Here is a 26,816-nt window from a genome sequence, read left to right as displayed (position 1 = left end):
TCTGCGCCCAGGGCGACACATTCTTGCCAGAGGGGCAGGAAACGCCAGGCAATAAAAAGGGAGGCCGAGGCCTCCCTTTTCACCGGCAGCTGCGATCAGTCGAACAGACCGAAGGTCAGACGGCTCCAGATCGAGCGCTTCTTGGCGGTTTCGCCGGTCTTGGCATCCTGCTGCAGTTCGGCCGGGATCTGCTGCTCGGCGTCTTCGTACTGGCGAATCACGTCCTGGCTGGCGCGGGTTTCGCCCGGCGGCAGCGGTGTGTCGGTTTCGATCAGGCCGAGGGTGGCCTTGGCCAGCCAGGAACGGTTGTCGGCCTCTTCCTCGCGCGGCACGAACTTGCCGTTCTCCAGGCTCGGGTGATCCGGATAGTTGAGCTTGAGGGTTTCCAGGCTGGTGGCAGCCAGGTCGTCCAGCGCCAGACGCTGATAGGCCTCGGTCATGATCGCCAGACCGTCACCGACCGACGGAGTTTCCTGGAAGTTCTCTACCACGTAGCGGCCACGGTTGGCGGCGGCGACGTAGGCCTGGCGGGTCAGGTAGTAGTGGGCGACGTGTACTTCATAGGCGGCCAGCAGGTTGCGCAGGTAGATCATGCGCTGCTTGGCATCCGGTGCGTAGCGGCTGGTCGGGTAGCGGCTGGTGAGCTGGGCGAACTCGTTGTAGGAGTCGCGCGCGGCGCCCGGGTCACGCTTGGTCATGTCCAGCGGCAGGAAGCGCGCCAGCAGACCGCGGTCCTGATCGAACGAGGCCAGGCCCTTGAGGTAGTAGGCATAGTCGACATTGGCGTGCTGCGGGTGCAGGCGGATGAAGCGCTCGGCAGAGGACTTGGCCGCTTCCGGTTCGGCATTCTTGTAGTACGCGTAGATCAGCTCCAGCTGCGCCTGCTCGGCATAGCGACCGAAGGGATAGCGCGATTCAAGCGCCTTGAGCTTGGAGATGGCCTGGGTGTAGCTGCGGTTGTCCAGGTCGGCCTGAGCCTGCTGGTACAGCTCCACCTCGCTGAGGTTTTCATCGACCTCCGGCTGCTTGGAAGAGCAGGCGGCGGTAAGGGCGAGGATGGCGATCAGCAGCAGGTGTTTCACTTGCATGGCGGCTTGCGTCCCTGTGACGGCCGCGCGGCCGTCCTGTTATGATGAGCGCCCCCGGAAAACCCTGGGGCAAAGACGCCGTATTTAACCACAAGCCTGTCGCCGAAACCAAAGGCCAGGCTCCCGCCGTTGCCTAAGTGCCTGTTCAACGTTTCGCGAGCTAGAGCAATGCAAGGCAAAACAGTGAGGATCGGTCGGAGTCGCCTTCGACTGTACGAGCGGTAATTGAGCATGACTCGCTTCGCTCGCCCCTATAGGGGCCGCACTGAAGTGCGTTAGCCGCAAGCGACGTTCTGAGCCTGTTTTCAACGCAGCAGGGCCAACGCGCAGCAAACTTTGAACTGGTTCTGAAGATGACTTCTATAGACAAGCAATTGATCCAACTCCAGGCCGTCGTCCCCTTCGAACAGGGCGGCCAACGCCTCGACCAGGTGGCTGCGCAGTTGTTTGACGAGTACTCCCGTTCGCGTCTCTCCAGCTGGATCAGGGAAGGCCGCCTGACCGTCGATGGTGCCGTGGCGCGCCCGCGCGACACCGTGCATGCCGGCTCGACGCTGGTGCTCGATGCCGAGCAGGAAGCGCAGGGCGAGTGGATTGCCCAGGACATCGAACTGAACATCGTCTATGAAGACGAACACCTGTTGGTGATCGACAAGCCGGCAGGCCTTGTGGTGCACCCGGCTGCGGGGCATGCCGACGGCACGCTGCTCAACGCGTTGCTGCATCACGTGCCGGATATCGTCAACGTGCCGCGTGCCGGTATCGTCCATCGTCTGGACAAGGACACCACCGGCCTGATGGTGGTGGCCAAGACCCTGCAGGCGCAGACCAATCTGGTCGAGCAGCTGCAGAAGCGTACGGTCAGCCGCATCTATGAATGCATCAGCATCGGCGTGATCACCGCCGGCGGCACCATCGATGCGCCGATCGGGCGCAGCTCCAGCCAGCGTCAGCGCATGGCAGTGACCGATGGCGGCAAGCCAGCGATTACTCATTACCGGGTGCTGGAGCGCTATCGCTCGCACACTCATGTGCGGGTCAAGCTGGAAACCGGGCGTACCCACCAGATTCGCGTGCATATGAGCCATGTCGGTTACCCACTTGTGGGCGATCCGGTCTACGCCGGGCGCTTCCGCATTCCGCCGGCGGCCAGCCCGAGTCTGGTGCAGAGCCTCAAGGAATTTCCGCGCCAGGCCCTGCATGCGCGCTTCCTCGAACTGGATCACCCGGCCACTGGCAAGCGCATGAAGTGGGAGTCGCCGCTGCCGGATGATCTGGTCTGGCTGCTGACCCTGTTGCGTCAGGACCGCGAGGCCTTCGTCGGGTGAGTGTTCACGACTGGCTGACGCCCGACTGGCCAGCGCCCGCCAACGTGCGCGCCTGCGTCACCACGCGCAGCGGCGGGGTCAGCAGCGCACCGTTCGACACCTTCAATCTCGGCGATCATGTCGACGATGATCCGGCAGCGGTGGCGAGCAATCGTGCCCAATTGGTCGATGCGCTCGGGTGCCGGCCCGCCTGGATGCGTCAGGTGCATGGCATCGTTGTGGCGCCGGCTGATCCTGCCGTGATCATCGAGGCCGACGGCAACTGGACGAGCACGCCCGGTATCGCCTGCACGGCCATGACCGCCGACTGCCTGCCGGCGCTGTTTTGCGACCGTGCCGGTACCCGTGTGGCAGCGGCGCATGCCGGCTGGCGCGGTTTGGCCGGTGGCGTGCTGGAAGCGACCGTCAAGGCGTTGGACGTCGCCCCGCAGGACCTGCTGGTCTGGCTCGGCCCGGCCATCGGTCCGCAGGCATTCGAGGTGGGCGCCGAGGTGCGCGAGGCCTTCGTGCAGCAGCATGCCGAGGCTGCCGATGCATTCGTGCCCAGCATCAACGCCGGCAAGTTCATGGCCGATATCTACCAGCTGGCGCGCATTCGCCTGGCGGCCAGGGGCGTGACTGCCGTCAGTGGTGGTGGCCTGTGTACCTACAACGACCCGCGTTTCTACTCCTATCGCCGTAGCGCCCGCACCGGGCGTTTCGCCTCGCTGATCTGGCTGCAGCCCTGAGTTTCGGCGGTGTAACCCGCTTCGGTCGGTGATGGCGTGGGCGTTCTAACTCCCGATCACCGTTATCAATAGTGCTGTGCCGAGCGAGACGACCGGTCATATGCTCGTCGCCATGAACAGCACTCGACTCGACAAGCGCGACCTGATCCTGAGCAAGGGCGCCGCGGTGATGACCCGGCGCGGCTATCACGGCACCGGTGTGCTGGAAATCGTCCAGGCGGCCGGGATTCCCAAGGGTAGCTTCTATCACTACTTCGCCAGCAAGGAAGACTTCGCCCTGCAGGCGCTGGCCTTCATCTATCGGCCACGCCTGGCGCGTTATGCCCAGGCGCTGAACGAGCCGGCGTTGAGCCCGCGTGCACGCATCCTCGCTTACTACCGCGATCTGCTGGCGCATTTCGCCCGCCAGGACACGCCGCAGTACCACTGCTTCATCGGCAGCCTGAGTTTCGAGATGAGCGAGATGCTGCCGGCGATCGGTGCCGAGGTTGCGGCCATCCAGCAGGCGTCTGTGGACATTCTGCGTGACTGTCTGGAGCAGGCGCAGGCGGCCGGTGAACTGCCGGCCGACGAAGACTGCGGCAACCTCGCCACCTTTATCAGCGACGCCTGGCAGGGCGTGCTCGCCCGCCTCAAGGTGGGCCGCACTCTGCAGCCGCTGGAAGCTTTCGTCACCCGCCTGGAGCGTTTGCTGCAGGCCTGATTACCGTTCAACCCAGAGGAAAGATGATGAGCGCTCCCGTTCAAGCCCTGTTCGCCCCGTTCCGCCTCGGTAACCTGGAGCTGCCGACCCGTGTGGTCATGGCACCGATGACCCGTTCCTTCTCGCCCGGTGGCGTGCCCAACGCCAAGGTCGTCGAGTACTACCGCCGTCGCGCTGCTGCCGGCGTGGGCCTGATCATCACCGAGGGCACCACCGTCGGCCACAAGGCCGCCAATGGCTACCCGAACGTGCCGCGCTTTTATGGCGATGATGCCCTGGCCGGCTGGAAGCAGGTGGTCGACGCCGTGCATGCCGAAGGTGGCAAGATCGTGCCGCAGCTCTGGCACGTGGGCAACGTGCGTCGCCTTGGCACCGAGCCGGACGCCAGTGTTCCGGGCTATGGCCCGATGGAGAAGCTCAAGGATGGCGAAGTGGTCGTGCACGGCATGACCCAGGCCGACATCGATGAGGTGATCGCCGCCTTCGCCCAGGCTGTGCGCGACGCCAAGGCCATCGGCATGGATGGCGTGGAGATCCATGGTGCCCACGGCTACCTGATCGACCAGTTCTTCTGGGAGGGCAGCAACCAGCGTACCGACCAGTACGGCGGTGACCTGGCGGCGCGTTCGCGTTTCGCCATCGAGCTGATTCAGGCCGTGCGCGCTGCGGTTGGTCCGGACTTCCCGATCATCCTGCGCTTCTCGCAGTGGAAACAGCAGGACTACAGCGCACGCCTGGTACAGACTCCGGAGCAGCTGGAGGCCTTCCTCAAGCCTTTGTCCGAGGCCGGCGTGGACATCTTCCATTGCTCGACCCGTCGTTTCTGGGAGCCGGAATTCGAAGGCAGCGACCTCAATCTGGCCGGCTGGACGCGCAAGCTGACTGGCAAGCCGACCATCACTGTCGGCAGCGTCGGGCTGGATGGCGAGTTCCTGCAGTTCATGGTCAAGACCGACAAGGTGGCCGAGCCGGCCAGCATCGAGAACCTGCTCGAACGCCTGAACAAGGAGGAGTTCGACCTGGTGGCAGTGGGGCGTGCCCTGCTGGTCGACCCGGACTGGGCGCTGAAGGTGCGTGAAGGGCGTGAGCAGGACATCCTGCCGTTCAGCCGCGAGGCGCTGACTTCGCTGGTCTGAGCCAGTGATTGAAGGGCGTCGCGAACCGACGCCCCGTTTTTAGCCCCGGCACATCGGGGCTTTTTTATGTCTGCATGTTTTGCCTGGATGTACTGGCAAGGCGGATGTCACTCGCCCTGCCGGAAGGCTCGCTGCTCAGGCAGATGGGCTGCCTGATGTTGCATCGCTGTTGGCCGATCAGCGCGACGCGCATAGACGCAGCGTTCATGCACGCGGTGCCAGTCCGGGCCATGCAGTGAGGGTGGCATTCTGGCGGCGTTTACAGGTCTGCGAGCAGGGCGTGAAGCTGTTCGCGCAGCCAGATATGCGCCGGGTCGTGCTGTTGCTGGCGATGCCAGATCAAGCTGATCTGCACCGCAGGCATGTCGAAGGGCAGCGCTGCCACCTGCAGTTCGAACAGTGCTGCGAAGGTTTTCGCCAGACGTGCCGGTACGGTGCCGAGCAGTTCGGTTCGGGCGACGATGGCGGGAATCGGCAGGTAGTTGGGCAGGTGCAGCGCTGCCTGGCGTCTGACCTTGGCCGAGCCGAGCACGATTTCCAGCGGCGAACCCCGTCCCGCGCGTGGCGTCACGATCACATGGCGCGCCTGCTGGTAATCCCTGAGCTGCAGTCCTCCGGTGAAGGCGGGATGATCCTTGCGCCCGATTACGACCAGCGCCTCTTCGCGCAATGGGGAATAGTGCAGGTCGGGCGAATCGAAGTGCAGGTAGTCGATGGCCGCGTCCAGAGCGCCGTTTTCCAGACGTGTGAGCAGATTGTCGGCATCGTCGCCGTGTGCCACGACCTCGACCAGCGGCGCGACCTGCGCCAGATGCGCCTGCAGTATCGGCAGCAATGCGGCCTGAGCGTAGTCATTGAGTGACAGGTTGAATGTGTGCGGCGCCTGCACATTGAAAGGCTCCGCCGGGCTCAGGCCAGACTGCAGCAGCTGCAGCGCCTGGCGCACGGGTGGGTAGAGCGCCGTGGCGCGTGCGGTCGGAGACATGCCCCGCGCGTGTCGCAGGAACAATTCTTCGCCCAGCTGTTGACGCAGGCGGGCGAGGGCGTTGCTCACCGTCGACTGGCTCAGGTGCAGGCGCTCAGCGGCGCGGGTCAGATTGCCCTCCTGCATCAGGGCATCGAAGACCAGCAGAAGATTGAGATCGAGCTGGCGTAAATTCGAGATCATGAATAATGCTCTTTTCAAATATCCATTATTCAAATGATTTAGGCCGGGCCTAGACTGCTGTCAATCCACAGGAGAACGCCATGGCCTACAACAATGACAATGCCCAGGCTTTTCGTAGCGATTACCGGGCTGGTATCCACCCGCTGTACAACCCCTGGCTGCACGCTGTATTCGTGCAGACCTACGGCCTGCTCTGCATCGTCTGGCTGTGGAGCACGCTGGAGTCCGTGGCTCCCTGGCAATGGCTGCTGGTGCCGGCCACGCTGGTGTTCTTCAGCTGGGGCGAGTATCAGGTGCACAAGCGCCTCGGGCACAACAAGACGCGCTTCGGCAAACTCTTCTACAAACGCCATACCGGCGATCACCACAGCTTCTTCGTCGAGACGCTGATGCCCTACGAAACGCCGCGTGACTGGCGGGTGATCCTGTTCCCGGCCTGGCTCATCGTGCTGTTCAGCCTGCCTACCTTCGCCGCCTGGTGGCTGCTGTCTCAGCTCGACGGCAACCTCGCCGGGCTGTTCGCCGGCAGCATGCTGCTGGGTTACATGACTTACGAAGTGGTGCATGCCTGTGAGCATCTGCCGGCCGAACATCCTGTTTCGCGCTTGCCGTGGATTCGCCAGATGCGCCGTCTGCATGCACTGCATCATCGTCGTGAACTGATGCACTCGCGCAACTTCGGCATCGTTCATCCGCTCATGGACTGGTTGTACGGGACGCTGCACTGGGAGCCTGAGCCGACTCATCAGCAGAATCGTCAGCAGCACCGCATCCGCATCGATCTGCCGGCCGAGCAGGTTCTGGAATATGCCGCTGCACCCTGTCACTGGCCCGAATGGCATCCGTCGTCGCTGCGCATCTATGGGCGCGAGGGTGCGCTGTTAGCCGGTGAGGGCTTCGAGGAGGACATTCATGCCGGCGGTCGTCCCGGGCATCTGCGCTGGGACGTGCTGGACTATCAGCCAGCCCGGCGCTGGCAGGCCAGCGCGCGCGGCGACAATGGCCTGCAGCTGCTGCTGACTTACGAGTGCGTAGGGCTCAAGAATGGCTGCGAGTTTGTGCGCACCCTCGAGTATGGCTTCGATAACGGCCTGATGCGCCTGGCCAATTACCTGTTGTTGAGGCGGCGCGTCGAACGTGAGTCGTTGGCCTCCATGCAGGCCTTACGCGACGTCCTTGCGCGTACTTAACGCCAGCTCGCCACGCTCGCGCACCCAGAACAGCGTGGCGCCGGCCACTGCGGCCGGCATCATCAGGATGTTCAGACCGGGCACCAGCAGCGCGGCGTAGGTGATGCCGCCGAAACTCAGGCTCTGCCAGCGCTTTTCGCGCAGCCAGGCGAGCATGTCCTGCCAGCTCATCTTGTTGTTGTCGGCCGGGTAGTCGATGTACTGCACGGCCATCATCCACACGCCGAACAGCAGCCACAGCGGCGCGGCGACCAGGTTCACCACAGGGATGAAGCTGAGGATCAGCAGGCCGATGGCGCGGGGCAGGAAGTAGGCCAGCTTGCGCATCTCGCGGCCCATGGTGCGCGGCACCATGGCCGCCAGTTCCCCCCAGCTGAATGGCGGGAAGTGGTCCTCGCCGCGCGCCACCACCTCGACCTTCTCCGCAAGAAAGCCGTTGAACGGGGCGGCGATGATGTTGGCCAGCAGGGTAAAGGTGAAGAACACCATCAGCAGCACCAGCACCACGAACAGTGGCCAGAGGATGTACTGCAGAAAACTCAGCCAGCCCGGTAGGGTGGGCATGAAGGTGTCGACCCAGCTACTGAACTGCTGCACGGCGAAGCCGATCAGGGTGATGAACAGGATCAGATTGACCGCCAGCGGCAGCAGAACGAACAGGCGCAGGCCGGGGCTGAGGACCAGCCTCAGGCCTTCGCGCAGATATTGCGGGCCGGAGAGAACGGGAGCGGCGGGCATGGCGATCTCCTGAGTGGTTGATGCGCGCGACCATACCGACTTCGCTGGCGCGGTGAAAGTTCAGAGATGCAGCGGGCAGTCATAGCCGGATTCTATTCGCGGAATTGGTAATGGATATTTCCGCTGGCCCGGCGGCCTCGATAGCCTTGCGCACAGCTTTCTTTTGCGGGGCTCTCACCCTTCAAGCCTTCCCCTAGCGCTTCGAGAGTCCCTTTTTATCCGACCTGCCGGCCTCCGGGCCGACAAGGAGTTAGCGATGACCGTTCGTTACGCCCGCGTCATCATCCTGGGCTCCGGCCCGGCGGGCTACAGCGCTGCCGTCTACGCGGCGCGCGCCAATCTGAAACCGCTGCTGATCACCGGCCTTCAGGCTGGCGGTCAGCTGACCACCACCACCGAGGTGGACAATTGGCCGGGCGACCCGCACGGGCTCACCGGCCCGGCGCTGATGCAGCGCATGCAGGAGCATGCCGAGCGCTTCGAGACCGAGATCGTCTTCGATCACATCAATGCCGTGGACCTGGCCGGCAAGCCGTTCACCCTGATCGGTGACAGCGCCACCTACAACTGCGATGCGCTGATCATCGCCACCGGTGCCAGCGCACGCTATCTGGGCCTGCCCAGTGAAGAGGCGTTCATGGGGCGTGGCGTTTCTGCGTGTGCGACCTGCGATGGTTTCTTCTATCGCGGCCGTGAGGTAGCAGTGGTCGGTGGCGGCAATACCGCGGTGGAAGAGGCGTTGTACCTGGCCAATATCGCCAGCAAGGTCACCCTGATTCATCGTCGCAATGCCTTTCGCGCCGAGAAGATCCTGCAGAACAAACTGCAGGAGCGCGTGGCCGAGGGCAGGATCGAGCTGCAGCTCAATGCCGAGATCGACGAAGTGCTGGGCGACGCCAGCGGCGTGACCGGTGTGCGTCTGAAGCAATATGGCGGTGCTTATCGCGAGCTGAAGGTCGATGGCCTGTTCGTCGCCATCGGCCATACGCCCAATACCAGTCTGTTCGAAGGCCAGCTGGCGCTGAAGGGCGGGTACCTGGTGGTCAACGGCGGGCGTGAGGGAAATGCCACCGCGACCAGCATCCCTGGGGTGTTCGCCGCCGGCGATGTCGCCGACTCGGTCTACCGCCAGGCGATTACCTCAGCCGGTGCCGGCTGCATGGCGGCACTGGATGTGGAGCGTTATCTCGACGGGCTCTGAGCGCAGGCCGTGGGGCAGGGCCCGTTATCGCGAGATGGCGGGGCTTTTCGTGGGAGACGATGCCCATGTTGCATCTGCTCGTCCTTCAGCGGCTACAATGCGCCCCCTCCTTAGTGCGCCGAACAGGTCGCCTGTATGAACAGTACCACTCAGTCTGGCACCGTTTATCTTATCGACGACGATCCCCTCATCCTCCAGGTGCATGCCGAGTTGCTCGGCTCCATCGGCCTGGCGGTATACCGCTTCACTTCCTCGCCGGCCTTCCTCGACAGCTACCGCCCCGGCGCCCACGAGTGCATCCTCAGCGACTTGCGCATGCCGCTGATGGGCGGTCTGCAGCTGCAGGCAGAACTGCTCGAGCGCGGCGTGGAGACGCCGATCCTGTTCATCACCGGCCATGCCGACGTGGCCACCGCGGTCGAGGCCATGCGCCGCGGCGCCTTCGATTACATCGAGAAGCCGGTGCACGGCCAGCGGCTGCTGGACCGGGTCAACGCGGCTCTGGCGCTCAGCGTTGAACTTCACCAGCAGCGGCTGCAGCGTGAGTTCCGCGAGGCACGTCTGGCGTTGCTCACTCCGCAGGAGCGGCGCATCGCCCAGGGGGTGGTGGAAGGCCAATCCAGCCGCGAGATCGCTGAACGCGCCGGTTTGAGCGTGCGCACCGTGGAGAACCATCGCGCGCGGCTGATGGAGAAGCTGCATGCCAGCTCGGTGGTGGAGCTGGTGCGCCTGCTGCTGTGAAGTAACTCCCCCCGCATGACCTGAGTAGTTCCACTCATGGCATAAAGCTATTGCCTGCCGACAATGGCGCTCCTAAACGGACGCTGGAACGGAGCGGGCATGCGACACGCGAATGCGGCACGGGCACTGGCCCTGGCTAACCTGGTCATCTGCGCCATCCTGGCCGAATCCACCTGGCTCGGTCTGGGGTGGGGCGCGCTGGGGCTGGTTGCCACCCTGCTGCTCTGTCGCCAGCCGCCGAGCCGCGAGCAGGCGAGCAACCTTCAGTCTGTAGAATCCCGGCCGCGCGTCGATGAGTCGTTGCGCCAGCTGGTCGGCGGCGTGCTGCCGCTGTGGGGGCAGCATCTGCTGTTGGCCCGTGGGCAGATCGGTGAGGCCATCAATGGTCTGGCCGGCGGTTTCGCCGCTCTCAGCCAGCGTCTGGTCAGTCATTCACCGCAGGACAGTCAGGCTCAGAGCGGTCGCGCCATCGAGACCATCCAGCAGGCTGAAAGCGGCTTGCAGCAGATCACCGCTGCGCTGCTGCAGACTCAGGAGTACCGTGCTCTGCTGCTGGCCGAGATAGACCGCATCGCCAGCTACACCAACGATCTGAGCCGCATGGCCGGACAGGTCGGCAAGATCGCCGACCAGACCAACCTGCTGGCGCTCAATGCCGCCATCGAGGCTGCCCGTGCCGGGGAGGCCGGGCGTGGCTTCTCGGTGGTCGCCGACGAGGTGCGCAAGTTGTCCAGCGAGTCGGGCGAAACCGGCAAGCTGATCCGCCAGACCGTCGACACCGTCACCGAGGTAATCAACAAGGCCCAGGAACTGTCGGCTTCCTTCGCCGAGCGCGAGCAGGTGGTGGTGACCGAATCCCAGCAGCGTGTGGAACAGATCATCGGCGATTTCAACCAGACCGCCTCGATGCTGCAGGGCTCTCTTTTCGAGCTGCAGGAGGAGCGTCTGCTGGTCGAGGCCGAGATCAATCAGCTGGTCATGCACCTGCAGTTCCAGGATCGGGTCGACCAGATCATGGGCCATGTCGGCGACGACATGCAGCACCTGACCCAGGCTGTAGCTGAGCAGGCCGAAACCGGCGAGCTGCCGGCGGTGAGCGACTGGCTGGCGCGCCTCAGCAGCACCTACACCACCCTGGAACAACACGAGCTGCACGGGGGCCGCAGTGCGGCACCGGTCAGTTCCTCCAATTCCATCACTTTCTTCTGAGTTGAGACGACATGAGCAAGACGATTCTGGTGATCGACGACTCCGCGAGCATGCGACAGATGGTCGGCCTGACCCTGCGCGGCGCCGGTTACACCGTTGTTGAGGCACAGGACGGCAAGGATGCGCTGAGCAAGCTGGACGGACGCAAGTACAACCTGATTATTTCTGACGTGAACATGCCGAACATGGATGGCATCAGCTTCGTTCTGGAAGCGAAGAAACAGCCGGCCTACAAGTTCACACCGGTCGTCATGCTGACCACCGAAGGCAGCGACGACAAGAAGGCCCAGGGCAAGGCCGCCGGCGTACGTGCCTGGATCGTCAAGCCGTTCCAGCCGCCGATGTTGCTCGACGCTGTCTCCAAGCTGGTGATGTGACCATGGAAACCTGTTCCGAGAGTCGCCTGCGGCTCGGCGGCAGCTTCACCATCGAGCGCGCCGCCGAACTCAAGGAGCTGCTGCTGATGGATATCCAGCGCCAGCAGCCGGACAGCCTGTGCCTGGTCGGTATCGGCGAGATTGACTGCGCCGGCCTGCAACTGCTCCTGGCCCTGCGCCGCCACCTGCCCGACGCCCCCTTCATTGCTCCCAGCCCGGCCGTCGAGCAACTGCTCGAACGCCTGCGCCTGACCACCCTGTTCGACTGAGGACGCCCAATGGACATGCAATCCGTTCGTAGCGTGCTGCTCGACGAGGCCCGCGAGCTGCTGGTCGACATGGAGCAGAGCCTGCTGGCCGTGGAGAGCGCCGGCGCCGATGCCGAGCGCATCAACGCCATCTTCCGCGCCGCCCACACCCTCAAGGGCTCATCGGGCATGTTCAACCTGCAGCTGGTGGTGGACTTCACCCACCTGATGGAAAACCTGCTGGTGCGCGTGCGCAACGACGAGCTGGCGATGAGCGCGGCGCTGATCTCGCTGCTGCTGAGCTGCGGCGACTACCTCAGCCGGCTGTTCGACGAAGTGGCCGCCGGCCGTGACGAACATGACCCGGACCCGGCCGAGCGTGCCCGACTGTGCGCGCAGTTGAACACCTACCTGGACGGCGCCCCGGCCGCCGCGGCCCAGGCCGCCTCCGGCCAGGCGAGCGCCGGCTCCGCGCAGCGCTGGCGCATCGAGCTACGTCCGCAGCCCCAGGTGCTGGCCTACGGCCTGGACCCGCTGGCCTTCGTCCAGTACCTGGCCGACAAGGGCGAGCTGCTGTCGCTGCAGATCCTCGACGAGCAGCTGCCTCCGCTGGCCGAACTGGACCCGGAGAGCTGCTACCTGGGCTTCGTCCTCGAGCTGCGCAGCGATGCCAGCCGCGAGAGCCTGGAGCAGGCGCTGGAGTTCATCGCCCAGGACTGCGCCATCGACATCGAGTGTCTCGACCCGCCGCCCGCCCAGGAGCAGGCGGCCGAGCGTCTGGCCGAGGTGGCGGACACCGGTCGCGCCCGGGCCGCCGAGCAGGTGTTCATCAAGGTCGATGCGCGCAAGCTGGACGAGCTGATCAACTCGGTCGGCGAACTGGTGATCCGCAGCTCTGCCTGCAACACCCATTGCGCCGGCCGCCAGGACCCGGAACTGAGCGAACTGCTGGCCGGTGTCGGGCAACTGGTCGAGCAGATCCGCGACCGCGCCCTGAACCTGCGCATGGTGCCGATCGGCGAGGTGTTCCAGCGCTTCCCGCGGGTGGTACGCGACGTCTGCGCCGAGCTGGGCAAGCGCATCGAGCTGAAAGTCAGCGGCGCCGAGACCGAGCTGGACAAGTCCATGGTCGAGAAGCTCAACGACCCGCTACTGCACATCGTGCGCAACGCCATGGACCACGGCATCGAATCCATCGAGGAGCGCCGCGCCGCCGGCAAGCCGGAGCAGGGCACCCTGTCGCTGAACGCCTACCACCGCTCCGGCAGCGTGGTGATCGAGATCAGCGACGACGGCCGTGGCCTGAACAGCGAGCGCATCCTGGCCAAGGCCGTCGAGCGTGGTTTGGTAGCCGCCGACGTCCAGCTGGCCGAGCGCGACATCCACAACCTGATCTTTGCCCCCGGATTCTCCACCGCCGAGAAGGTCACCGACCTGTCCGGTCGTGGCGTGGGCATGGACGTGGTGCGGCAGAACATCGAACAGCTGCGCGGCACCGTGGAGATCCACAGCGTGCCGGGGCAGGGCTGCACCTTCCGCATCAACCTGCCGCTGACCCTGGCGATCATCGACGGCTTCCAGGTGGCGGTCGGCGATGCCGACTTCGTGTTGCCCCTCGACCTGGTGGTCGAGTGCCTGGAGTTCGACGAGCAGCCCGGCAGCCAGGTGGTCAACCTGCGCGGCCAGCCGCTGCCCTACCTGCGCCTGGCCGAACGCTTCGGCGTCGGCCGGCGCCAAGGCGCCCGCGAATGCCTGGTGGTGGTTCAGTGCGGCGAACAGCGTGCCGGCATTGTCGTCGACCGCTTCGTCGGCGAGATCCAGGCGGTGATCAAACCGCTCGGCCGTCTGCTGGACGGCATGCGCGGCCTGGCCGGCTCCACCATCCTCGGCGACGGCAGCGTCGCCCTCCTGCTCGACATACCGGCGCTGGTCGCCAGCCCGGCTCAACTCACTCTCTGATCTGACTCAAGGCACTCCAATGAACTGGTTCATGAAACTTTCCCTGGCCAAGAAGCTGCTAAGCGCCTTCTTCACCTTGGCGATCATTGCGGCGGCGATGGGCCTCTACGGGCTGAACAACATCGTCGCCGTCGGCTCGTCCATGCATCGCATGTACGAAAACAATCTTGTGGCAACGGTGAAGGCACAGGTCGCTTACCGCGAATACCTGATCTACACCCGGACCGTCATCCGCTTCCTCACTCAGGAAGGGGAGGCGCGCGAGGAAACCGTCAAACGCTCCATCGAGTACCGTGAGAGAGCCCAGACCGCGTTCGACGAGTATCGGCAGACGAATATGTTGCCTGCCGAAGTGGCCATTGCCGACAAGATCCAGCAGGGCCTGGATACCTATATCAAGGGTGTTCAGGAAGCGCTGGCGCTGGCAAGGGCCGGTCGTGCGGACGAAGGGCTGGCGCTGGTCAACGGCCCGCTGCGTCCGATTGCTCACAAGATCGAAAGCGACTTCGGTGACCTGGTTGCCGAAATGACGCGGCAGGCTGGAGAGGCCGATCAGAGTGCCATCGATACCGTCGCGACGATGCAGGTGGTGATGGGCGTGATAATCGCGCTGACCGCGCTGATCGCGATTATCTTCGGCGTGTTCCTGGCCCGAGTGATCGTCCGCCAGATCGGTGGCGAGCCCGACTACGCCCGTGAAGTGGTGCAGCGCATCGCCCAGGGCGACCTGACCGTCAAGGTCGAGCTGCGCAAGGGCGACGAGGACAGTCTGCTGGCCGCCATGAACGGCATGGTCGAGCGCCTGACCGAAGTGATCGGCCAGGTCAGTTCCTCGGCCGAATCGCTGGCTTCCGCCTCCGAGCAGGTGTCCGCCTCCTCCGGCACGCTGAGCCAGAACGCCACCGAGCAGGCTTCCAGCGTCGAGGAAATCAGCTCCTCCGTGGAGGAGGCTGCCGCCTCGGTCAGCCAGAATGCCGAGAATGCCTCCCTGACCGACAGCATGGCCACCCAGGCCGCCAGCGCGGCCAAGGAAGGCGGCGAAGCGGTGCGCGAAACCGTCGAGGCCATGAAGTCGATCGCCGACAAGATCGGCATCATCGACGACATCGCCTACCAGACCAACCTGTTGGCGCTGAACGCCGCCATCGAGGCCGCCCGTGCCGGTGACCACGGCAAGGGCTTCGCGGTGGTGGCCGCCGAGGTCCGCAAGCTGGCCGAGCGCTCCCAGGTCGCAGCCCAGGAGATCGGTACTCTGGCCGGCTCCAGCGTGAAGATGTCCGAGCGCGCCGGTGGCCTGCTCGAGGAAATCCTGCCGTCGATCGACAAGACCGCCGACCTGGTCAAGGAAATCGCTGCGGCTTCGCAGGAACAGCGTGCCGGGACCGAGCAGATCAACCTGGCCATCGTCGAGCTGTCGAAGAGCACCCAGGCCAACGCCTCGGCCTCGGAGGAGCTGTCTGCCACCGCCGAGGAGATGAGCAGCCAGGCCCTGCAGCTGCAGAGCGTGATGGGCTTCTTCAAGACCGCCAAGGCGTCCGAGCGTCGCGCTCCGCGTGCTCCGCAGGTCGCTGCCCCGCGTCCGGCCAGCCCCGCGGCGGCTGCTTCCTCGTCGGTCGACGAAAGCCTGTTCGTGAACTTCTAAGGAACCCCGGACATGGCTGATTCCGCTCAAGGGCTGGAGCTCGTGCGCCAGTACCTGATGTTCAACCTCGGTGGCGAGACCTATGGCGTGGGTATCCACGCCATCCGGGAAATCATCGAATACCCGGGTGTCACCACCATTCCGCTGGCGCCGGCCTTTCTGCACGGCGTGATCAACCTGCGCGGCGCCGTGGTGCCGGTGCTCGATCTGTCGGTGCGCTTCGGTCGCGAGCCGACCGTGATCAATCGCCGGACCTGCATAGTGGTGGTCGAGGTGGCGCAGGGCGAGGCCCTGCACATGCTGGGCGTACTGGTCGATGCGGTCAGCGAGGTGCGCGAGGTGGAGGCCAGCGAGGTGGAAAGTCGCCCGCAGTTCGGCACCGGCCTGCGCAACGACTTCGTCACCGCCATGCTGCGTCGCGAGCAGGGTTTCATCCCGATTCTCGACGTGGCGGCTGTGCTCTCGCTGGGCGAGCTGGAAAGCCTGATCGAGGCCGGCAACCAGACCCCTATCGAAAGCTCGGACGGCTGATCCCATGAAGCCGCTCAGCCCCGAAGCGTTTCAACGCATCCAGGACTGGCTGTACAGCAGCGCCGGGATTCTTCTCAGTGCACAGAAGCAGTCCCTGGTGGTGAGCCGGTTGTGGCGGCGTCTGGAGGCGCTCGGGCTGGCCGACTTCGACGCCTATCTGGCGTACGTCTTCGGTCCCCAGGGGGCGGGCGAGCGGGCCGAGATGCTCGATCGCCTGACCACCAACGAGACCTACTTCTTCCGTGAGCCGGGCCATTTCGCCCTGCTCAAGAACCGCATCCTGCCCAGCCTGCACGGCCGCACCCCCCGCGTCTGGTGCGCGGCGGCGTCGACCGGCGAGGAACCCTACAGCCTGGCCATGCTGCTGAGCGACCAGCTCGGCACCAGCTGGCAGCTGGCCGCCAGCGACATCTGTGGCCGGGCGCTGGAAAAGGCGCGCTCGGGTCTGTACCGCATGGAGCGGCTCAACCTGATGCCCGAGGACTACCTCAAGCGCTTCTGCCGGCGTGGCACCGGCAGCTATGAGGGCATGCTGCTGATCGATCCCACGCTGCGCGGTCGGGTTCGCTTCGTTCAGCACAACCTGCTCGACAGATGGCCGGAAGCCGATGACTTTGACGTGATCTTCCTGCGCAACGTGCTCATCTATTTCGATCAGCCGACCCGCCAACGGGTCCTCGACCACTTGTGCAGCGTGCTGCGTCCCGGCGGCTGGCTGATCATCGGCCACTGCGAGTCGCTGGCCGGTCTTTCCCTGCCGCTGCAGCAGCAGGCGCCCTCCGTCTATCGTCGCGTCAGCGAGCCGAACAGTGAGAGGATGTCGGCATGATCAAGGTGATGATCGTCGATGACTCGGCGGTGGTGCGCTCCATGCTCCGCGAGCAGCTGGCCAGCGAGCCGGACATCGAGGTGGTGGGCGTGGCCCCGGACCCGCTGTTTGCCCTACAGAAGCTCAAGACACTGTGTCCCGACGTGCTGGTGGTGGACGTGGAAATGCCGCGCATGGACGGGCTGACCTTCCTGCGCCAGCTGATGCAGGAAAATCCGATCCCGACCATCGTCTTCTCATCGCTGGCCGCGCAAGGCTCGGCGATCGCCCTGGACGCCATGGATGCCGGTGCGGTGGCCATCCTCTGCAAGCCGGGGATGGGCGTCGGCCAGTTCATCCAGGAACAGCGGGCCCAGCTGGTGCAGACGGTGCGTCAGGCGGCCGGGGCCCGGTTGCGCCAGGTGGCGGCCCGCCAGCAGGCGCCGGGCGGCAGCACGGCGATTCAGGCGCGCAGTACCCTGACCCAGAGCCAGACCACCGACGCTATCGTCGCCCTGGGCACATCCACCGGGGGCACCCGCGCCCTGGAGTACCTGCTGACCCGCCTGCCGCGCGACTGCACCGGCCTGGTCATTGTTCAGCACATGCCGGCCAACTTCACCCGCCAGTTCGCTCAGCGCCTCAATGCGGCCTGTGCCATCGAGGTGCGTGAGGCCCAGGACGGCGATAGGGTGATCCCCGGGCGGGCGCTGATCGCCCCCGGCGGCCTGCACCTGAGCGTGCGGCGCAACGGAGCCCAGTACCAGGTGCAGGTGCAGGACGGGCCTCCGGTGTCACGGCACAAACCGTCCGTCGACGTGTTGTTCCGCTCCCTGGCCCTGGCTGCCGGTCGCAACGCGGTAGGGGTCATAATGACCGGCATGGGCGATGATGGCGCGCGCGGCCTGAAGGCCATGCGCGAGGCGGGCGCCCTGACCCTGGCCCAGGACGAGGCCAGCTGCGTGGTGTTCGGCATGCCCAAGGAAGCGATCCGCCTCGGCGCCGTGGAGCAGATCTGTAGTCTGGACGAGATTCCCCAGCGAATTGCCCACTTCGGGCAGAAGCTCTGAACTTAAGAGAACCCGTCATGTGTACAGCCTTGCCCGAACTGCCGGAAGATATCCGCGGCAGGAGGGTTCTGATCGTCGAGGACAGCCCCTTCCAGCGTGAGCTGCTGAGCGCGCTGCTGCGCGAGCTGGGCTTTCGCGAACTGCATGCGGTGGCCGAGGGCAGCGAGGCGCTGGCCATCCTCCGCGACTGCCACGGCTGCCTGCCGCTGCTGCTGCTCGACCTGGAGATGCCCGGGATGAACGGTTTCGAGCTGCTGCAGCGGCTCGGTGAAGAGCAGATACGCCCGCAGGTACTGATCGTCACTGCCCGCGAGGAGGCCCTGGTGTCCACCGTCGAGGGCATGCTCCACGCCGCCGGGGTGCCGCTGCTCGGCAGCCTGAGCAAGCCGATCAGCGGCGCCGACCTGCACCGCCTGCTGGCTGCCGCTGTGTGTCCGGTCGAGATGGCACGGCGGCCGGCACCGCCCCGGCGCAACCTGGACGAGGCGCAGCTGGTGGCGGCCGTGCGGGGCGGCGATATCCAGCCCTACTACCAGCCCAAGGTCCACCTGAAGAGCGGCCGGGTGATCGGCTACGAGGTGCTGGCGCGCTGGATCGAGACCGATGGAACGCAGATCCCGCCGGCCGACTTCATCCCCATGGCCACCGGCTGCGGGGGGCTCGGCGAGCTGACCTTCAGCCTGGTCGATCAGGTGCTGGGGCATCTGCAGCGCCTGCGCGACGACTCGATCAGCATGGCCTTCAACGTCGACATCAGCCTGCTCGCCAACCGCCATTTCGTCGATGATCTGATCCGCCGCGTGGCCTTGGCCGGCTGCCGTCCCGACCAGTTCGTGCTGGAGGTCACCGAGAGTGCGCTGATGGACGATCCGATGATCACCCTGGCCTCGGTCGGCCGCCTGCGCCTGGCCGGCTTCGGCCTGTCCATCGACGACTACGGCACCGGCTTCTCCACCCTGCGCCAGCTGTCACGGCTGCCCTTCACCGAGCTGAAGATCGATCGCGCCTTCATCCGTGACGCTGAGAGCAACCGCCGCGCCCGGGCCATCCTCAACTCGGCCATCGAGATGGGGCGCCAGCTCGGCCTGCCCTGTGTGGCCGAGGGCGTGGAAAATCGCGAGGAACTGCTATTGCTCGAATCCCTCGGCTGCCACTCGGCCCAGGGCTACCTGCTGGCCCGGCCGATGCCCGCGGAGCAGCTGTTTTCCTGGCACCTGGAGCGCAAGGCGTGCCGCGCACTGTCCGCCTGGCTCGGCGAATGAAGGCGTTTCTTTCCCGCAATGGTCATTTCCGCACCCTGGCACCGCTCGGGGTGTGCCTGTTGCTGGTGCTGCTGAGCCTGGCCGCGCTGCGGGTGATCGACCAGCGCGAGGCTGCGGGCGAACGCCAGCAGCTGGAGATCTACCTGCATGCCGCCAGCGATCTTGCCTTGATGTGGCAGCTGGGGCACCAGCGCGCCGTGCGCGGCATGGCCAGCCTGCCCGAGCTGCACTTCTGGTTCGATAACCGCTCGAGTGCCGCCGACGGCGCCGCCGATGCCACGCTGCGCGCCCTGTACCGGGCCCAGGGCTATCTCGGCCACGGCCTGTTCGACGGCGAGCTGCGCCCCCTCGGCGGCCACGGTCTGCTCGAGGCTCCCGCGGTGGTCGAGGCCATGACTCCGCTGCTGCAGCGTGCCCAGCACCAGGGCGCCAGTCTCGGCCACTTGGCCGGAGCCCATGACCTGCTGGTGACCTGCGCACGCATACCTGTGGAAGGCCTGGGTTCCCACGGCGCCCCGGTGCTGTGCCTGCGCCTGGGCAGCGAGCAGAGCCTGAAGCCCAGCCTGGACCGCCTGGCCTCGCCGTTCATGCGGGTGTTCGCCCTGGATCACCATGGCCACCACAGCCCGCCTGCCGGCAGCGAGGCGCCCGATGTGGCCGGCCTCAGCGAGACGGACGGGCGCATCCATTACCTCGAGCCCTACCAGAACAGCCGTGGCGAATGGCTGATCGGTGCGGCGCTGTGGCTGGATGAGCTCAGTCTGGGCCTGGCCGCGGAACGCCATACCGATGCCCCGGGCTCCGCCTACCCGCTGTCGCGCAACCTGGTCCTCGGCCTCTGCGGCCTGGCCATCCTGCTGGTGCTCTGGCTGACCCTGCGCACGCGCCGCGACCGCCATCGGCTCGCCGAGCGCGAGATGCTCTACCGCCAGGTGCTCGACCATCTGCCGCTGGTGGTGCGCATCCGCGACCTGCGCGGTCGGGTGCGCCTGGAAAACCGCCTGGCGCGGAGTACGCCGCAGGTCGCCCGGTGGAACGATCTCGACCTGCACGCCGGTGACGGTGCGCTGCCGCCCCTAGCGCAGGCGGTCCGCGATGCACAGCGAGGTGTGCTGGCCTATGGCAGGTCGCATGAGCAGCAGGTCGAAATGGGCGACAGCCAGGCCCCGGACTACGCCGCCTACCGAGTGGTGGGTTTCCCCATCCTCGACCTGCAGGGCGAGCTGCGCGGCCTGGGCAGCCTGGCCGTCGAGGAAACCGCCCAGGCACGCGATCGCCACGCCCTGGCCGAACTGGCCGCCGACCTCGAGCGCCAGGTGCAGGAGCGCACCGCCGAGCTGGTGGCGGCCAAGGACCAGGCCGAGGCGGCGACCCGCGTCAAGGCCAACTTCCTGGCCAACATGAGCCACGAGATCCGCTCGCCGCTCAACGCCGTGGTCGGCCTCACCCACCTGGCCAAGCGGCTCACCGACGAACCGCGCCTGACCGGCTACCTGGACAAGATCCTGCGCTCGGCGGAGCACCTGCTGGATGTGGTGGGCGACATCCTCGACTTCAGCAAGATCGAGGCGGGCAAGATGCAGATCGAGCGGGTCGGCTTCTCGCTGCAGCGGTTGGTCTCCAGCGTGGTCGACATGGTCTGGGAGCGCGCCCGCGGCAAGCAGCTGCAGCTCACCGTGGACATCGACGCGCGGCTGCCGGCGCAGTTCTTCGGCGATCCGCTGCGGATCATGCAGATCCTGATCAACTTCATGGACAACGCCATCAAGTTCACCGACAGCGGCAGCATCTCGCTGCGGGTGCTGCTGGAGGAGCACGCCGGTGACCACTACCAGCTGTGCTTCGAGGTCCAGGACAGCGGCATCGGCATGCCGGAGGAGCGGGTCGCGGAGATGCTCGAGCCGTTCCAGCAGATGGATGACTCGACCTCGCGCCGCTATGGCGGAACCGGCCTTGGCCTGGCGATCTGCGCGCAGCTGGCCAGCCTGCTCGGCGGTCGCCTGGTGATCCGCAGCGTGCTCGGCCAGGGCAGCCTGTTCGGCCTGGTGCTGAAGCTGCAGGCTACCGAGGATGCTGCGCCGGGTGACGCCGGTGGCGGCCCGCAGGGTCTGCCGCTGCAGGGACGCCACGTGCTGCTGGTGGAGGACGATGCGCTCAACCGTGAGGTGGCCAGCGAGCAGTTGGCGGCCCTCGGGCTGCGCGTCAGTCAGGCCTGCAATGGTGCCGAGGCGCTGCAGCAGCTAAGTACCGATGCGAGTATCGACCTGGTGCTGATGGACGTGCAGATGCCGGTGATGGACGGCCTGGAGGCCACCCGTCGGTTGCGCCCGCTGCTTCCGGAGCTGCCGGTGATCGCCCTGACCGCCAACAACCTCAGCGGCGACCGCGAGCGCTGCCTGGAGGTGGGCATGAGCGATTACCTGGCCAAGCCGGTAAACCCTCGCCATCTGGAAGCGGTGCTGGAGCGCTGGCTGGGTCGTAGCAGTCGGGACACCCGAGCGCAGCCGGCGAGCACTGCAGGCGCAATGCCGCGGGCGACGCTACCGGCCATCGAAGGCCTCGACCAGCGCGCAGCTCTCGAACGGCTGCTGGGCAACCACGACCTGTATAGGCGTCTGCTGCTGCGCTTTGCCGAGGACTGCGGGCAGACTGTGAGCGAGCTGCAGGGCCATCTGGACGAACAGCGCCTCGCGGAGGCCCAGGCCCTGCTGCATCGCCTGCGTGCACTGGTCGCCACCCTCGGAGCCGACCGGCTGGAGGGCCTCTGCCTCGACCTGGAGACGCGACTACGCGAGCGCGGTGTCTGGCGGGACTGCCAGGCGGCCTTCGTAGCCGAGTTTGCCCGTCTGCATCAGGCCGTCTGCGACGCTCTGCAGCCATGATCCAGTCGCCAAGACCATGCGTGACGCAACTAGCGGACCACGTCGGTGCGGCTTATCGCATTGCTGTGAATGCCTATTGGTAATGCTCGAGGTGATGTGAAGCGTGCCGGGAGGATTTTCTGGCGAGCCGCGGTCGATTCAATCCGGCCAATTCCAAGGCGGCTCGTCGAGCATGCCCTGTCCGCGGATACAGGTCTGGCCGAGCTGCTTGTCCAGTTCCAGGGTGTTGCATTCGGGGCTTTCCCTGAGCGTGGCGATCAGTCGGCTGGCGTGAGACACCACCCAGACCTGGGTCTGTTTCGAGGCGGCGATGATCAGTCGCCCCAGTGCCGGCAGCAGGTCCGGATGCAGGCTGGTTTCCGGCTCGTTGAGCACCATCAGCGACGGTGGCCGCGGTGTGAGCAGGGCGGCGACCAGCAGCAGGTAGCGCAGCGTGCCGTCGGACAGTTCGGCAGCGCTCAGGGAGCGTAGCAGGCCTTCCTGGCGCAGCTCGACGGCGAAGCGTCCGCCGGCCTGGAAGTCGATATGCAGGCGGCTGCCGGGAAAGGCGTCGTCGATGGCGGCGTTCAGCGCGTCGCGGTCGCCGATTTCGCGAATGGTCTGCAGCGCCGCGGCCAGGTCGCGGCCATCGTGATGCAGCACTGGCGTGCGAGTGCCCAGTTGCGGCTGGCGCGCCGGGGCGTCGGCATCGCTGCGAAAGTGATCGTAGAAGCGCCAGCGGCGGATGGTTTCGCGCAGCTGGAACACCTCCGGGCAATTCGGATCGTTGCCGATCTGGTCGAACAGACTGTCGTAGTTCGGCACATGCTGGGCCAGTACCTGCCAGCTGCGCCCCTCACGCAGGCGCACCAGCGGCCCGCTGCGGTCCACCAGCAGCGAGGAGGGGCGATAGCAGGGGCCCGCCCAGATGCATTCACGCTTGATTTCCGGGTCGAGGGCAAAGGCCGAGTTGCTTGGCTCGGGGAGGCCAAGGGCGATCGCATAGCCGAAATCCTCGCCGGCAAAACCCAGATGCAGACGCATCACGTTCTGCCGTGGACCGCCCTGTACCGGCACGTCACCCTTGAGCATGCGCCGGGAAATCTTCTCCGGCCCTGCCCAGAAACTCGATTCCAGCCCGCCTTCGCGGGCCAGCGCGTTGACCACGCCACCCTGGGCGGTTTCCGCCAGCAGGCGCAGGGCGCGGTAGAGATTGGATTTGCCGCTGCCGTTGGCGCCGGTGATCAGGTTGAGCCGGCCCAGCGGCAGGATCAGGCGGTTGATCGAGCGGTAGTTGGCGACGGCGAGGGTGTGCAGCATGCGGGTGTCGTCCTGACGGCGGGATCAGCGGCCATAGCGTGGCGAAAAGGCCAGCCAGGCCAGCACCGGGTAGCAGAGATAGTGCAGGCTGAACAGAAACAGGCCCATAGGGCTTGGCGTGTCCTGCATGTACATCATGCCCAGCAAACCCAGATAGAGCAGGCCGAGTATGCCGCCATAGAGCAGGGTAAAGCGCCAGCGCTCGGCGTTGCCCGGTGCGCGCCCGTTTCGCCAGTGAAATGCCAGCGCCAGACCGGCGGCGATGGCCGCAGCGATCAGCAGGGTGGTGAACACGCCGCCCAGGCGCACGAAGGTGCGCAGCAGCAGGTTCAGCACGATGGCCGCGATTACCCCGGCAGCTGCGTAGTAGCGCAGTTGCACGCCCTGGCTCACAGGTTCTGCACCAGGCCGAAGCGTTTGCGCAGAACGCGTTCGAGCAGCGCCTTGGGCAGCAGTGTGGCGAGCAATGGCAGGGTGCGGCTGCCATTGCCCAGGCGCAGCAGGCGCGGACGATTGTCGCGCTGCACGGCGGCGAGCAGTTGCGCGGCGAAGTCGCTGGCCGGTGTCGGGTTGTCCTGCGAGGCGTTGGCGCGGGCGCGGATGCCCTCGCGCAGCGGCCACCAGGGCGACTCCTGGCTGATCAGCGCCTCGGCCTGCTGGCTGGCGTTGGCGCCGAAGCTGGAGGCGATGGCGCCGGGCTGCACCTCCATCACCTCGATGGAGAAGGGCGCCAGTTCCATGCGCAGTGCGTCACTCAGCGCATGTACCGCAGCCTTGGACGCGCAATAGGCGCCGGCGAAAGGCGTTACCAGCACGGAGGAAACGCTGCCGATATTGACCACCAGGCCGCGACTGCGGCGCAGCAACGGGAAGAACGCGCGGGTGACGCCGACGATGGAAAACACGTTGGTTTCGAACTGTCGCGCCATGGCGTCCACGCCGCCGTCGAGCAGCGGGCCCATGGCTCCGTAACCGGCATTGTTGATCAATACGTCGAGGCCACCGATTTCCTCGCTCAGGCGCGTGGCCAGTTGCTGCAGTGCCTCGGCATCGTTGACATCGAGCCGCACGGCATGGAATCCGGCCAGCTGGAGGGCGGCGACGTCGTTGTCCTTGCGTGCCGTGGCCCACACCGCGTAACCGGCGGCCTTGAAGGCATCGGCCAGAGCGCGGCCGATGCCGCTGGAGCAGCCAGTGATCAGTACGCTGGGTTGAGACATGACGAGGTTTCCTGGCAATGGATGTCGGGTATGTGGGCGCGAGCAGAGCTCGTTGCTGTGGGTTAACGGATGAACTTGCCTTGCAGGCGCTCGGCGCGAAACTCCAGCGTAGCCGGGCGATAGCCGCTGCGCAGGTCGGGCAGGGGCATGCAGTCGCTCCAGCTGGCGCCAGGCAGCAGTTCGCCCGGGCCACTGTAGCGCGGCGATTCATAAAGGCGTTGGGCCAAATTGGTGGCATTGCCGGGCCGGTAGGCCGCGACTTCCCAGCGCAGCTCCAGCAAGGCGGCATCGCTGCCGTTCTTCAGCTCGACGGCCAGCGGGCGGTCGGCAGGGCAGCGTTGCGGGTCGTGGTTCAGGCGCAGTTCGAGATGGGCGAGATGGCGCTCGTCACGACCCTCCTGCCAGAGCACCCAGGTGGCCACCAGGCCGAGACCGATCAGCGCGGCCATGGACACCGGCAGTGCCTTGGTCGGGTAGCGGATCAGCAGGATCAGCCAGGTGATGACGAGTACGACACCGAACAGCATGAGAGCAGCCCTTGTGAAAGTCTGCGTTCATCCTACACAAGCTGTCAGGTCAGGGTAACCGCGTGGGCTGTAGCAGGGTGTGACAGCTTCCTTCATCGATGGGAAAGGGGGCGGGGAAGAGATAGCCGCAAATGGCGTGGGTGTCCTGGCCCTCTCCCCCAGCCCCTCTCCCATGAATGGGAGAGGGGAGCTCGCTGCGTATATCCGGGATTGCGTCCGGGCTACGAACAGCTCAGTGTGCGGCGCCGGCGGCTACTGCATCGCTGCGGCCGTACACGTCTTCCAGGCGCTCGATATCGTCCTCGCCCAGGTAGGTGCCGGACTGCACTTCGATGATCTCCAGCGGGATCTTGCCCGGGTTGGAGAGGCGGTGCACCGAGGTCATCGGGATGTAGGTGGACTGGTTCTCGGTGAGCAGGAACTCACGGTCGTCGCAGGTCACCTTGGCGGTGCCGGACACCACGATCCAGTGCTCGGCACGGTGGTGGTGCATCTGCAGCGACAGCTGCGCGCCCGGCTTGACGGTGATGTGCTTGACCTGGAAGCGGCCGCCCATATCCACCGAGTCGTACGAGCCCCACGGGCGGTAGACCTCGCAGTGGTTCTGGGTCTCGCAGCGGCCCTGCTGGTCGAGCTTGCCGACCAGCTTCTTGACGTCCTGCACGCGGTCCTTGTGCGCCACCATCATGGCGTCCTTGGTTTCTACGACGACTATGTCGTCCAGGCCCAGCACCGAGACCAGCTTGCCGTTGCCGTGGATCAGGCAGTTGCGGCTGTCTTCGACCACCACGTCGCCCTTGGTGACGTTGCCGGCGTCGTCCTTGGCGTGCACTTCCCAGATCGACGACCAGCTGCCGACATCGTTCCAGCCGGCGGAAAGCGGCACTACGCAGGCGCGGCTGGTCTTCTCCATCACCGCGTAGTCGATGGAGTTGTCCGGGCAGCAGGCGAAGGTGGCCGGGTCGATGGTGATCTGCGTGTCCTCGCGCTGGCTGCGTTCCAGCGCCAGCAGGCAGGTGTCGTAGATGTCCACGTCGTGGTGCTTGAGCTCTTCCAGGAAGCGGCTGGCGCGGAACAGGAACATGCCGCTGTTCCAGTAGTAGTCGCCGCTCTTCACGTACTCGGTGGCACGCTTGGCGTCGGGCTTCTCGACGAAGTTGGCGACGCGCGCGACACCATCGGGCAGGGTGCCGTCGGCCTGGCCGCGGATGTAGCCGTAACCGGTTTCCGGACGGTCGGCGGGCACGCCGAACAGCACCATCTCGCCTTTTTCCGCTGCCACGGTGGCCAGCGCCAGGGCCTGGCGGAAAGCTTGCTGATCGTCCAGCACGTGATCGGCCGGCAGCACCAGCATCAGCTCGTCACGGCCTTCGGCGACCAGTTGCAGAGCCGCCATGGCCACGGCTGGCGCGGTATTGCGGCCGAAGGGCTCGAGCAGCAGCAGTTGCGCCTGCTGGCCGATCTGCTCCATCTGTTCGAGCACGATGAAACGGTGCTCCTGATTGGACACCAGCACCGGCGGCTGCATGCCTTCGATGGAGAGGCGCTGCAGGGTCTGCTGGAACAGCGTCTGCTCACCGGTCAGGGCGAGGAACTGCTTGGGATACAGCTTGCGCGAAAGAGGCCAGAGTCGCGAGCCGCTGCCACCGGAAAGGATGATGGGGGTCATGGTTGTGTCTCTCCTGAACGATTGATCAAGTGGTTTGCCCGTGTCGTGTCGGTGCGACGTGTACCCGCCGTTTTCCTTGTTCTAGAAAGTCC

At 65.6% G+C, this 26,816-nt stretch carries 25 protein-coding genes; 17 read left to right on the top strand and 8 right to left on the bottom strand.

What is annotated here, in order from left to right; translation table 11 throughout:
* Nucleotides 1-95 precede the first annotated feature (95 nt).
* Entirely contained in the window at nt 96-1,088 is a 993-nt protein-coding gene (locus tag OEG79_RS16530; RefSeq protein WP_264146043.1) for an outer membrane protein assembly factor BamD, read from the bottom strand.
* 353 nt (nt 1,089-1,441) lie between these two features.
* Between OEG79_RS16530 and rluD the strand changes: the two genes are divergently transcribed.
* From rluD to OEG79_RS16510, 4 genes are all read left to right on the top strand, one after another.
* Nucleotides 1,442-2,416, top strand: coding sequence for a 23S rRNA pseudouridine(1911/1915/1917) synthase RluD (gene rluD / locus OEG79_RS16525; protein WP_264146042.1), 975 nt, complete (start codon nt 1,442-1,444; stop codon nt 2,414-2,416).
* A complete protein-coding gene (pgeF, locus tag OEG79_RS16520; protein WP_264146041.1) occupies nt 2,413-3,144 on the top strand; it encodes a peptidoglycan editing factor PgeF in 732 nt (243 codons plus the stop codon). The genes rluD and pgeF overlap by 4 nt, the downstream gene beginning before the upstream one ends.
* 100 nt (nt 3,145-3,244) lie before the next feature.
* The gene (locus OEG79_RS16515; protein ID WP_413247517.1) at nt 3,245-3,847 is read left to right on the top strand and encodes a TetR/AcrR family transcriptional regulator; all 603 of its coding nucleotides are present in this window, start codon (nt 3,245-3,247) and stop codon (nt 3,845-3,847) included.
* Nucleotides 3,848-3,873: 26 nt separating this feature from the next.
* The gene (locus tag OEG79_RS16510) at nt 3,874-4,983 is read left to right on the top strand and encodes an NADH:flavin oxidoreductase (protein WP_264146039.1); all 1,110 of its coding nucleotides are present in this window, start codon (nt 3,874-3,876) and stop codon (nt 4,981-4,983) included.
* Between the two features lie 259 nt (nt 4,984-5,242).
* On the opposite strand, the gene OEG79_RS16505 is transcribed toward OEG79_RS16510, so the two are convergent.
* Entirely contained in the window at nt 5,243-6,151 is a 909-nt protein-coding gene (locus OEG79_RS16505) for a LysR family transcriptional regulator (protein ID WP_264146038.1), read from the bottom strand.
* A gap of 80 nt (nt 6,152-6,231) precedes the next feature.
* Here OEG79_RS16505 and OEG79_RS16500 point away from each other — a divergent pair, with 80 nt between their 5' ends.
* On the top strand, nt 6,232-7,341 hold the full coding sequence (locus OEG79_RS16500; protein ID WP_264146037.1) for an SRPBCC family protein: 1,110 nt from the start codon (nt 6,232-6,234) through the stop codon (nt 7,339-7,341).
* Here OEG79_RS16500 and cysZ read toward each other — a convergent pair.
* Nucleotides 7,315-8,079 carry a sulfate transporter CysZ gene (gene cysZ / locus OEG79_RS16495; RefSeq protein ID WP_264146036.1) on the bottom strand — a complete coding sequence of 255 codons (765 nt, stop codon included), beginning with the start codon at nt 8,077-8,079 and terminating at the stop codon, nt 7,315-7,317. The genes OEG79_RS16500 and cysZ overlap by 27 nt on opposite strands.
* Nucleotides 8,080-8,335: 256 nt before the next feature.
* Here cysZ and trxB point away from each other — a divergent pair, with 256 nt between their 5' ends.
* The 12 genes from trxB to OEG79_RS16435 all read left to right on the top strand — a co-directional run bounded on the left by trxB (nt 8,336) and on the right by OEG79_RS16435 (nt 22,009).
* Nucleotides 8,336-9,280, top strand: a complete 945-nt coding sequence (gene trxB / locus OEG79_RS16490) for a thioredoxin-disulfide reductase (RefSeq protein ID WP_264146035.1) — start codon at nt 8,336-8,338, stop codon at nt 9,278-9,280.
* Nucleotides 9,281-9,415: 135 nt separating this feature from the next.
* Nucleotides 9,416-10,021: a response regulator transcription factor gene (locus OEG79_RS16485; protein WP_264146034.1), complete on the top strand. Its 606-nt coding sequence runs from the start codon at nt 9,416-9,418 to the stop codon at nt 10,019-10,021.
* Nucleotides 10,022-10,084: 63 nt separating this feature from the next.
* Nucleotides 10,085-11,230: a methyl-accepting chemotaxis protein gene (locus tag OEG79_RS16480; protein ID WP_413247516.1), complete on the top strand. Its 1,146-nt coding sequence runs from the start codon at nt 10,085-10,087 to the stop codon at nt 11,228-11,230.
* An 11-nt stretch (nt 11,231-11,241) separates the two neighbouring features.
* A complete protein-coding gene (locus tag OEG79_RS16475; protein ID WP_264146032.1) occupies nt 11,242-11,607 on the top strand; it encodes a response regulator in 366 nt (121 codons plus the stop codon).
* A gap of 2 nt (nt 11,608-11,609) precedes the next feature.
* Nucleotides 11,610-11,876 (top strand): STAS domain-containing protein, encoded by a 267-nt coding sequence (locus OEG79_RS16470; protein WP_264146031.1) that lies wholly within the window; start codon nt 11,610-11,612, stop codon nt 11,874-11,876.
* Between the two features lie 9 nt (nt 11,877-11,885).
* Complete coding sequence (locus OEG79_RS16465; RefSeq protein ID WP_264146030.1) at nt 11,886-13,814, top strand: chemotaxis protein CheA; 1,929 nt, start codon at nt 11,886-11,888, stop codon at nt 13,812-13,814.
* A 31-nt stretch (nt 13,815-13,845) separates the two neighbouring features.
* Nucleotides 13,846-15,456 carry a methyl-accepting chemotaxis protein gene (locus tag OEG79_RS16460; protein ID WP_264146029.1) on the top strand — a complete coding sequence of 537 codons (1,611 nt, stop codon included), beginning with the start codon at nt 13,846-13,848 and terminating at the stop codon, nt 15,454-15,456.
* A gap of 12 nt (nt 15,457-15,468) precedes the next feature.
* Nucleotides 15,469-15,987, top strand: a complete 519-nt coding sequence (locus tag OEG79_RS16455) for a chemotaxis protein CheW (RefSeq protein WP_264146028.1) — start codon at nt 15,469-15,471, stop codon at nt 15,985-15,987.
* A 4-nt stretch (nt 15,988-15,991) separates the two neighbouring features.
* Nucleotides 15,992-16,816 (top strand): CheR family methyltransferase, encoded by an 825-nt coding sequence (locus tag OEG79_RS16450; RefSeq protein WP_264146027.1) that lies wholly within the window; start codon nt 15,992-15,994, stop codon nt 16,814-16,816.
* Nucleotides 16,813-17,865, top strand: a complete 1,053-nt coding sequence (locus tag OEG79_RS16445) for a protein-glutamate methylesterase/protein-glutamine glutaminase (protein WP_264146026.1) — start codon at nt 16,813-16,815, stop codon at nt 17,863-17,865. The genes OEG79_RS16450 and OEG79_RS16445 overlap by 4 nt, the downstream gene beginning before the upstream one ends.
* A 17-nt stretch (nt 17,866-17,882) precedes the next feature.
* Entirely contained in the window at nt 17,883-19,127 is a 1,245-nt protein-coding gene (locus OEG79_RS16440; RefSeq protein ID WP_264146025.1) for an EAL domain-containing protein, read from the top strand.
* Nucleotides 19,094-22,009 (top strand): response regulator, encoded by a 2,916-nt coding sequence (locus OEG79_RS16435; RefSeq protein ID WP_264146024.1) that lies wholly within the window; start codon nt 19,094-19,096, stop codon nt 22,007-22,009. The genes OEG79_RS16440 and OEG79_RS16435 overlap by 34 nt, the downstream gene beginning before the upstream one ends.
* A 138-nt stretch (nt 22,010-22,147) precedes the next feature.
* On the opposite strand, the gene OEG79_RS16430 is transcribed toward OEG79_RS16435, so the two are convergent.
* From OEG79_RS16430 to OEG79_RS16410, 5 genes are all read right to left on the bottom strand, one after another.
* Nucleotides 22,148-23,308, bottom strand: coding sequence for an AAA family ATPase (locus OEG79_RS16430; protein ID WP_264146023.1), 1,161 nt, complete (start codon nt 23,306-23,308; stop codon nt 22,148-22,150).
* Between the two features lie 24 nt (nt 23,309-23,332).
* Nucleotides 23,333-23,701 carry a hypothetical protein gene (locus OEG79_RS16425; protein WP_264146022.1) on the bottom strand — a complete coding sequence of 123 codons (369 nt, stop codon included), beginning with the start codon at nt 23,699-23,701 and terminating at the stop codon, nt 23,333-23,335.
* Nucleotides 23,698-24,528, bottom strand: coding sequence for an SDR family oxidoreductase (locus OEG79_RS16420; protein ID WP_264146021.1), 831 nt, complete (start codon nt 24,526-24,528; stop codon nt 23,698-23,700). The genes OEG79_RS16425 and OEG79_RS16420 overlap by 4 nt, the downstream gene beginning before the upstream one ends.
* A 62-nt stretch (nt 24,529-24,590) precedes the next feature.
* Nucleotides 24,591-25,055, bottom strand: a complete 465-nt coding sequence (locus tag OEG79_RS16415) for a multidrug transporter (RefSeq protein WP_264146020.1) — start codon at nt 25,053-25,055, stop codon at nt 24,591-24,593.
* A 232-nt stretch (nt 25,056-25,287) separates the two neighbouring features.
* Nucleotides 25,288-26,724 carry a mannose-1-phosphate guanylyltransferase/mannose-6-phosphate isomerase gene (locus OEG79_RS16410; RefSeq protein ID WP_264146019.1) on the bottom strand — a complete coding sequence of 479 codons (1,437 nt, stop codon included), beginning with the start codon at nt 26,722-26,724 and terminating at the stop codon, nt 25,288-25,290.
* Between the last annotated feature and the right edge of the window lie 92 nt (nt 26,725-26,816).

Source organism: Pseudomonas sp. Z8(2022), from assembly GCF_025837155.1.
Taxonomy (GTDB): Bacteria; Pseudomonadota; Gammaproteobacteria; order Pseudomonadales; family Pseudomonadaceae; genus Aquipseudomonas.
Note: the sequence above shows the minus strand (reverse complement) of the source record. Positions and strands in the feature narration are given on the sequence as shown.